We start from the raw sequence: 7,460 nt of genomic DNA on the forward strand, positions 1-7,460 counted from the left end.
CTCAGCCTGCAAAGCATGCTGATGGTGGCCGCCGTGATCGCCTGGACCAAGACACTCGCCTATGTGGGTTTGGTGGCGGTGTTCAGCGTCTGCGCGGGTCTGCTTTACGGTGCCTGGGTGGATGGGCTGGGCTGGCTGCCCTCGCTCCTGGCCCTTGGCGTTTTCGTGGCCTTGCTGGCGGGCACGATGGCCTGGTTGGGGCGCCGTCAAATGGGACGCGCTGCGGCCTGATTCATTTTTATCTGAAGGAGAGCATCATGGTGAGTATCAAAATTCTCGGTCCCGGATGTGCCAACTGTCGCAAGCTCGAAGCCGTCGCCCGCGAGGCTGCAGTGGCTGCCAACGTGGAGGCTGAATTCGTCAAGGTTTCCGATATGAAGCAGATCATGCATCACGACCTGTTGTTGACACCGGGCTTGGTCATCAATGAAAAGCTGGTCAGCAGCGGGCGCATTCCGACGGCGGCTGAAGTGCAAAAGTGGCTCGCCGCAGCTTGACCCGTGCCCGGAATAGGGCACACTTGAGGTTGGGCACACAGGAACGACCTCATGGATTTACCCGACAGCTTTGAATTTTCAGAATTTGCCAAGGCGCTGATTCACTCGCGCCAGCACGTGGCGCCCCGCCGCTTGGTCGACCCCGGCCCGTCCGAGTCGCAGTTGCTGGAGATTCTTGGCACGGCGGCGGCGGCGCCCGATCATGGTCAATTGCTGCCCTGGCGTTTTGTGCTGGTGCCCGCAGACAAGCGAGAGCTGCTGGCCGAGGTGTTCGGCCTGGCGCTGCAAGACCGCGACCCAGCAGCCACGCCCGAACAGATTGACAACGCGCGCGACAAGGCCCACCGCGCGCCTTTTTTGATGCTGGCCATTGCCAGGCTGGTCGGCAGCACGCCGGAGCGCGACGCGCAGCGGCGGGAGTCGGGTGAGTTGGCCATCAGTGATGCCGAGCGGCTGGTGTCGCTGGGTTGTGCCATTCAAAACGTGTTGTTGGCGGCGCACGCCATGGGCTTTGGCTCGGGGCTCACCAGTGGCCAGGCGCTGGCATCGCCCCGGCTGCGCGCGCTGTTCGGCATGCACGCGCATGAGCAGGCGGTGTGTTGCATCAATATAGGCACCGTGGCCAGGGGCAAGCCCGCACGATTGCGCCCGAACGTGGCGGCGTATGTCAGCAGTTTGTGATGTGGTGGCGGTCATCAACCCCAAAAAATAGACGTCATGCAAATTGCCACACCCACTGATCCTGCGCCACCAGTGCTGCACTGCTTGCCGCCCGACGACCCGCAGCGCGCCACCCTGCACAACGAGGTGCACGCCCGGCCGTCGGCGCGCATCCGTTTGCCGGCGCTGATCACCTATGTGGCGGTACTCAACGAGGGCGTGAGCCGCGAGGCCGAATGCGCCCACCTGAACCGCTTGCCCGGCCAGGGCGAACTGCTGCCTGGGCGATTTCAGGATAACTTTTTGCGCTTGCGGCTTGAGGGCTTGACCATCAAGTGGGAGCGCCATACCGAATTTACCAGTTACTCCCTGGTGCAGGATTTGCCGGCAAATGCCTTGCTGGGCACCTGTGAGCCTGACTTGCTGGGCAGTTTGGCCGTCCCGCAGCAGTGGCTGGCCCAGATTCCGGGACGCACCGTGGCCGCAGTGCAGTTGGCCATGCTCCATGCCCCGCTGGATGACGCCACTGCCCTGATGGCTCAGGGCGTTAACTGGCTTGGCGGGCAAAACGTGGTGGCCTCGCTGCTGGGCAGCAATGCCGCTAATATGGTGCCGTTCGCGGGGCCCGCCAACCGCCACGGCTATGAACACCCGATGGGTCATTCGTGGGCGCTGACGCAGTTTCGGCTGCAGCCTGATGGCTTCGAGCGCATGCTGGTGATCGCGCCCGAGGGCACCAGTCAGACCCGCGCCGGCCGCATTGCCGCGCGCTTGCTGGAGCTGGAAACCTATCGCCTGATGGCGTTGCGCGGCCTGCCGGTGGTGAAGGCGCTCGGGCCGATGCTGGCGCAGGCAGAGAGCGAGCTGGTGCGCATCACCGCCCAGTTGGAAAACAAGTCTTCCTCTGACCAGGAGTTGCTCGACACCCTGGTGTCATTGGCCGCCAGCGTGGAGCGCGCCACAGCCGAAAACAGCTATCGCTTTTCCGCCACCCAGGCTTATTACGCCCTGGTCAACCAACGCATCAAAGAGTTGCGCGAAAAAGCCATTCCAGGCACCCAGACCATCGGCGAATTCATGCAACGCCGCCTGTCGCCCGCCATGGCCACCGTGGCCGCCACCGGGCAACGGCTGGCCTCTTTGTCAGAGCGGGTGGCGCGCGCCAGTGATTTGCTGCGCACCCGGGTTGACATTGTCACCGAGGTGCAAAACCAGCAGCTGCTGGAAAAGCTCACCCGCGGCCAGGAACTGCAACTGCGCCTGCAAAGCACGGTGGAAGGCCTGTCGATTGCCGCCATCTCGTATTACGTGGTCAGTCTGCTGCTCTACGGTGGCAAGGCGTTGAAGGCGGCGGGTGTGCCGATCAACCCGGAAATGGCTGCGGGCGCGCTGGTGCCGCTGGTGCTGTGGGCGGTGTGGCGCACCACCCGGCGCATTCACGCCAAGCTGCAAGTTGGCCACTAAAGGCCTGAAAATTGATTTAGGTCAGTCTCTTCGCCTTATTCATCTGGCGTAATTGGCTCCATCGAATATTGATGGATTGACCAGGAGACGGCGCATGAAAGCCTTTCAGGATTACTACCCCGAAAACCTGTCGCACTGTTATGGCTGCGGCGCCAAAAATGACCATGGTCACCGCATCAAGACCTTTTGGGAAGGTGATGAGGCCGTGACCCGGTTCACCCCCGAGCCGTTTCACACCGCAATACCCGGATTCACCTATGGCGGCCTGCTGGCTTCGCTGATTGACTGCCACAGCACCGGCACTGCGGCGGCAGCCATGTACCGGCAGGAGGGTCGCGCCATGGACACGCTGCCCGCGTTTCGCTTTGTGACCGGCTCGCTGCATGTGGATTATCTGAAGCCCACGCCGATCGGAGAGACCCTTGAAATTCGCGGCCGCGTCAAGGAAATCAAGGGCCGCAAGGTGGTGATCGAGTGCACGGTGTTTGCCGCTGGCGTGGCGACTGCGCGCGGCGAGGTGGTGGCGATTCAGATGCCCGAGAACTTTGGTGTGAAAACAGACTGAGAGGAAAACGATCATGACAACCAATGAAAAAACCGGATCGGGTGAGCGCAGAGCGCAGGACCCGCGTTTTGTCAGCCAACTGACGCGCAACACTTTTGCCCTGATTCTGGCGGGCGGACGCGGCAGCCGGCTGCATGAACTGACCGACTTTCGCGCCAAGCCGGCGGTGCCGTTTGGTGGCAAATTCCGCATCATCGACTTCACGCTCTCCAATTGCGTCAACTCGGGCGTGCGCCGTGTGGGTGTGGCCACCCAATACAAGTCACAAAGCCTGATCCGGCATCTGCAACTAGGTTGGAGTTTTTTGGACGGGCGCCTCAACGAGTTCATCGAGATCATGCCCGCGCAGCAGCAGTCAGACGAGGTGCACTGGTACCAGGGCACAGCCGACGCGGTGTTTCAAAACCTGCGTGAAATCCGACGCGCCAAGCCTGAATACGTGCTGATTTTGTCAGGCGACCACATTTACCGCATGGACTATGGCCGGGTGCTGGCCGCCCACGTGGCGCGCCAGGCCGACCTGACGGTCACCTGCGTCGAAGTGCCACTGGCAGAGGCAAGCGGCTTCGGCGTGATGTCGGTGGACGATGACAACCGCATTGTTGACTTTACCGAGAAGCCGCCCAAGCCGCAGCACATGCCGGGTGACCCGGACCACGCGCTGGCCAGCATGGGCATTTATGTGTTCAACGCCAGCTTTTTGTACGAGCAATTGCTGCGTGACGCAGATGACCCCAAATCGAGTCATGATTTTGGCAAAGACATCATTCCGCACTGCGTCAAGCGTTATCGGACCTTTGCACAAAATTTTTCCGAGAGCTGTGTGACCGAGCCCGGCAAGCCCGCCTACTGGCGCGATGTGGGTACGCTGGACGCCTACTGGTCCGCCAACCTGGATCTGGTGCAGGTCACGCCCGATCTCAATCTGTATGCGGAAAACTGGCCAATCTGGACCTGGCAGCCACAAAGGCCGCCAGCCAAATTCGTCTTTGATGACGATACCCGCCGTGGCCAAGCGGTGGATTCGATGGTCTCGGGCGGCTGCATCATCAGTGGTGCCACGGTGCGCCGGTCGATGCTGTTTTCAGGCGTGAATGTGCACAGTTATGCCAGCATTGAAGATTCGATGATCTTGCCCAATGTGGACGTCGGTCGGCACTGCGTGTTGAAGAAGTGCATCATTGACAAGAACTGCGTCCTGCCGGAGGGCACGGTGATTGGTGTCGATCATGCGCAGGACAAAAAGCGTTACCGCGTGACCGAATCGGGCATTACGCTGGTGACCAAGGAAATGCTGGGTCAGTCGGAGACGGGAATACGTTGATGGCGCAGCGCCTGAAAAAAGGCGCTGGCCCCTCGCATAATTAAGCGGATGCGGATATTATCTGAAACCTTTTAACCGCCAACAGGAAATAGCCCAATGAAAACTGCCCACGACCTCGTTGCTGCCGCCAAAGCGCGCGTGCAGGAAATCACGGTGGCTGAAGCTGAACCCGCCATTCTTGCCGCCGACGTGCTGGTGGATGTGCGTGAAGCCGATGAATTTATCGCGGGCCATGTTCCCGGTGCCGTTCATATTTCCCGCGGCTTGCTGGAGTTCAAATTCAGCGCCAACCCGGCGCTGCAGGCGCGCGACCTGAACATTTTGTTGTATTGCAAAACCAGTGGCCGCGCCGCGCTGGCAGCGGTGGCATTGCAGGACATGGGCTACTTGAACGTGCGCTCGATCGCTGGCGGTTTCGATGGCTGGGCGGCAGCGGGCAAACCGGTGGCCAAGCCCGAAACACCGTCGTTCGAATAAGCCTTAATCCAGCGAGCGGCCTTCGCCAGCTTCTTCCACGGTTTGCCCATCGCGGATGTGGTAGATGCGCTTGAAGGTGGGGATGATTTTTTCGTCGTGCGTCACCACAATGATGGCGGTGTGGGCCTGAATAGCCATCTGGTTCAGGATACGCATCACGCCCAGGGCGCGCTCGCTGTCCAGCGGGGCCGTGGGTTCGTCCGCCAGTATGACCGGCGGTCGATTCGCCAGTGCCCGGGCAATTGACACCCGCTGTTGTTCTCCGCCAGAAAGCTGCGAGGGCTCGGCACGGGCGCGGTGCTGCACATCCAATGCTGTCAAAAGATCGAGCGCGCGGGCGCGGGCTTGCGGATTGGCTTGACCCGCCAGCATCGGCAGCAGGGCCACGTTGTCGGTCACGTCCAGAAACGGGATCAGGTAGGGCGCCTGAAAAATGAAACCAATGCGGTCACGCCGCAGGGCGCGCAGGTCGGGCACTTTCCAGCCATTGTCATAAATCACATCGTTGCCCAGCGTCATTCGGCCCGACGTGGGCTCGATGATGGCACCCAGGCATTTGAGCAGCGTGCTTTTGCCCGAACCCGATGGCCCCACCAGGCCCACCACCTCGCCCGGCGCCACCACCAGATTGACATTTTTCAGCGCTTCGACGGCGCTGTCGCCCTTGCCATACACCTTGCGCAGGCCTTCAATGCGGATGCCGCCCGTGGTTGTTTGTTGTGGGTTCATGGCGCTCATCCGATGGCCTCGGCCGGGTCCACCTTGAGCGCCACGCGAATCGCAAGCGTGCTGGCCAGGGCACAAATCAGCAGTGTGGCGACCAGACCGGTGACGGCGTCGCGTGGCATCAGCAGCACGTATTTGGGAAAGATCGGCGCCCAGACCGTGGCCGAAATTTTGCCCACCATGAAGCCGATCAGCCCGAGCCCCATGGCCTGCTGCAGGATCATGCCGGCAATGGTGGTGTTGCGCGTGCCGATCAGCTTCAACACCGCAATTTCACGGATTTTGCCGAGCGTCATGGTGTAGATGATGAAGGCCACAATGGCCGCGCTGACCACCGCCAGAATGGCCAGAAACATGCCGATTTGTTTGGCCGAGGTGGCGATCAGCTTGGCCACCAGAATGTCTTCCATGCCGGCGCGGGTGTATACCTGCACATGCTTCCAGCGCATCAGCGACCCGGCCACTTCATCGGGCTGCCAGCCGGGCGCGAGTTGCACCAGCACGGCGTTGACGTTGTGACTACTGGTCTGCAGGTTTTGCACGGCATCCAGCAAGCCCGGCACGCCGGGGCGGTTGAAGGCCGGATTGGCAGCGGTGCGGTTGCGCTCGTTTTGAATGGTGTCGTTGTCTTTCAAGAACTGCGCTTCCTGCGCGTCTTTCAAAGGCACAAACAGCATCGGGTCGCCGCCCGAGGACACCATGCGCTGCGTCAGTCCCACCACCAAAACGTTGTGGCGGCGCACACGCACCGTATCGCCCAGTTTCAGGCCGGTTTTGACATCTGCCACCGCCTCATAGTGGTCGCGGGTAAGTTGGCGCCCGGCCACCAGGTAGCCGGGCGCGCCGGGCTGGCCGGGCTCCACACCCACCACCATGGTACGGGCCTCGTCACCGTTGGGACGCTGCACCTGCATGGTGAGGTAGGTGACGTTGGCGGCTTGCGCCACGCCCGGCATGCCGCGCACGCTGCGCACCACGTCGTCCTTGATGCTGGAGGCTTCGGCATACGGACCCTGGGTGTCTTTTTGCACCACCCACAGATCGGCCTGGCTGTTGGTGATGAGCGCCTGCGCGTCGTCCACCATGCCGCGGTAGACCCCGGCCATGGTCAGCGTCACGCCAATCAACAACCCAAGCCCCAGCCCGGTTAGGGCGAACTTGCCCCAACTGTGCAAAATGTCGCGCCCGGCCAGGCTGATCATTTGGCCGCCTCAGGCTTCACCAGGGCGTCCACCACGGTAATGCGGGCGCCACTGCTCAGGGTTCTTTGACTGTAAATCACCACCTGGTCATTTTTATCCAGGCCCTTGAGCACCTGCACCTGGCCATCCAGGCTTTGCGCGCCAAGTTGCACCGGCGCGAACTCAGGCTTGTTGTCGATCACGCGCCAGACGCCGCTCTGGCCTTTTTGATGCTGGATGGCGGCGTTGGGCAGCAGCAACGCCGGTGCGGTGGCGGGCAGTTGCAGTGTGACCTCGGCCATTTCACCGACCGAGACGTTGGCAGGCGGGACATCAAAAGCCACTTGGGCCAAACGCTCTTCGGTGACGTTGTCGGCCAGCAGTTCCAGCCGCGCCACCTGGCCGCTCAAGGGGGTTTTGGGGCTGGAGCGCAGCACAATGCTGGCCTTGAGTCCGGGCGCCAGCCCGGCTGAGCGGCCCTGATCGACGCGCATTTTGACCCACAAGCTGTTTGGGTCCATCAGGCGCAGCACCGGCTGGCCCGCCACCACCGTGCTGCCGGCCTC

At 61.7% G+C, this 7,460-nt stretch carries 9 protein-coding genes and 1 pseudogene; 7 read left to right on the forward strand and 3 right to left on the reverse strand.

Features of this window, described 5'->3' with window-relative positions:
- From GPS82_RS12590 to GPS82_RS12620, 7 genes and pseudogenes are all read left to right on the forward strand, one after another.
- Positions 1-231 (forward strand): annotated as a pseudogene (locus tag GPS82_RS12590) (permease); the annotation flags it as partial.
- A 26-nt stretch (positions 232-257) separates the two neighbouring features.
- Positions 258-497 (forward strand): thioredoxin family protein, encoded by a 240-nt coding sequence (locus tag GPS82_RS12595; RefSeq protein WP_296495246.1) that lies wholly within the window; start codon positions 258-260, stop codon positions 495-497.
- A 51-nt stretch (positions 498-548) separates the two neighbouring features.
- Positions 549-1,178 carry a nitroreductase gene (locus GPS82_RS12600; protein WP_296495249.1) on the forward strand — a complete coding sequence of 210 codons (630 nt, stop codon included), beginning with the start codon at positions 549-551 and terminating at the stop codon, positions 1,176-1,178.
- Positions 1,179-1,214: 36 nt separating this feature from the next.
- Entirely contained in the window at positions 1,215-2,621 is a 1,407-nt protein-coding gene (locus tag GPS82_RS12605) for a DUF3422 domain-containing protein (protein WP_296495250.1), read from the forward strand.
- A gap of 94 nt (positions 2,622-2,715) precedes the next feature.
- Positions 2,716-3,186, forward strand: a complete 471-nt coding sequence (locus GPS82_RS12610) for a PaaI family thioesterase (RefSeq protein ID WP_296495252.1) — start codon at positions 2,716-2,718, stop codon at positions 3,184-3,186.
- Positions 3,187-3,199: 13 nt separating this feature from the next.
- Complete coding sequence (glgC, locus tag GPS82_RS12615) at positions 3,200-4,510, forward strand: glucose-1-phosphate adenylyltransferase (RefSeq protein WP_296495254.1); 1,311 nt, start codon at positions 3,200-3,202, stop codon at positions 4,508-4,510.
- Positions 4,511-4,606: 96 nt separating this feature from the next.
- Positions 4,607-4,987 carry a rhodanese-like domain-containing protein gene (locus GPS82_RS12620; RefSeq protein WP_296495256.1) on the forward strand — a complete coding sequence of 127 codons (381 nt, stop codon included), beginning with the start codon at positions 4,607-4,609 and terminating at the stop codon, positions 4,985-4,987.
- A gap of 3 nt (positions 4,988-4,990) precedes the next feature.
- Here GPS82_RS12620 and GPS82_RS12625 read toward each other — a convergent pair whose 3' ends face one another.
- From GPS82_RS12625 to GPS82_RS12635, 3 genes are all read right to left on the reverse strand, one after another.
- Entirely contained in the window at positions 4,991-5,725 is a 735-nt protein-coding gene (locus GPS82_RS12625; RefSeq protein WP_296495258.1) for an ABC transporter ATP-binding protein, read from the reverse strand.
- Positions 5,722-6,915 carry an ABC transporter permease gene (locus GPS82_RS12630; protein WP_296495260.1) on the reverse strand — a complete coding sequence of 398 codons (1,194 nt, stop codon included), beginning with the start codon at positions 6,913-6,915 and terminating at the stop codon, positions 5,722-5,724. The genes GPS82_RS12625 and GPS82_RS12630 overlap by 4 nt, the downstream gene beginning before the upstream one ends.
- Positions 6,912-7,460: HlyD family efflux transporter periplasmic adaptor subunit (locus GPS82_RS12635; RefSeq protein WP_296495262.1), on the reverse strand; the 549-nt coding region annotated here is incomplete at its 5' end. The genes GPS82_RS12630 and GPS82_RS12635, both read right to left, overlap by 4 nt.

The sequence above is a fragment of the Rhodoferax sp. genome, assembly GCF_011391645.1.
GTDB lineage: Bacteria > Pseudomonadota > Gammaproteobacteria > Burkholderiales > Burkholderiaceae_C > Rhodoferax.

What these genes read in the sequence shown, in the direction of transcription:
- GPS82_RS12595 (WP_296495246.1), top strand. Translation starts at nt 258, where the DNA reads ATGGTGAGTATCAAAATTCTCGGTCCCGGATGTGCCAACTGTCGCAAG.
- GPS82_RS12600 (WP_296495249.1), top strand. Translation starts at nt 549, where the DNA reads ATGGATTTACCCGACAGCTTTGAATTTTCAGAATTTGCCAAGGCGCTG.
- GPS82_RS12605 (WP_296495250.1), top strand. Translation starts at nt 1,215, where the DNA reads ATGCAAATTGCCACACCCACTGATCCTGCGCCACCAGTGCTGCACTGC.
- GPS82_RS12610 (WP_296495252.1), top strand. Translation starts at nt 2,716, where the DNA reads ATGAAAGCCTTTCAGGATTACTACCCCGAAAACCTGTCGCACTGTTAT.
- glgC (WP_296495254.1), top strand. Translation starts at nt 3,200, where the DNA reads ATGACAACCAATGAAAAAACCGGATCGGGTGAGCGCAGAGCGCAGGAC.
- GPS82_RS12620 (WP_296495256.1), top strand. Translation starts at nt 4,607, where the DNA reads ATGAAAACTGCCCACGACCTCGTTGCTGCCGCCAAAGCGCGCGTGCAG.
- GPS82_RS12625 (WP_296495258.1), bottom strand. Translation starts at nt 5,725, where the DNA reads ATGAGCGCCATGAACCCACAACAAACAACCACGGGCGGCATCCGCATT.
- GPS82_RS12630 (WP_296495260.1), bottom strand. Translation starts at nt 6,915, where the DNA reads ATGATCAGCCTGGCCGGGCGCGACATTTTGCACAGTTGGGGCAAGTTC.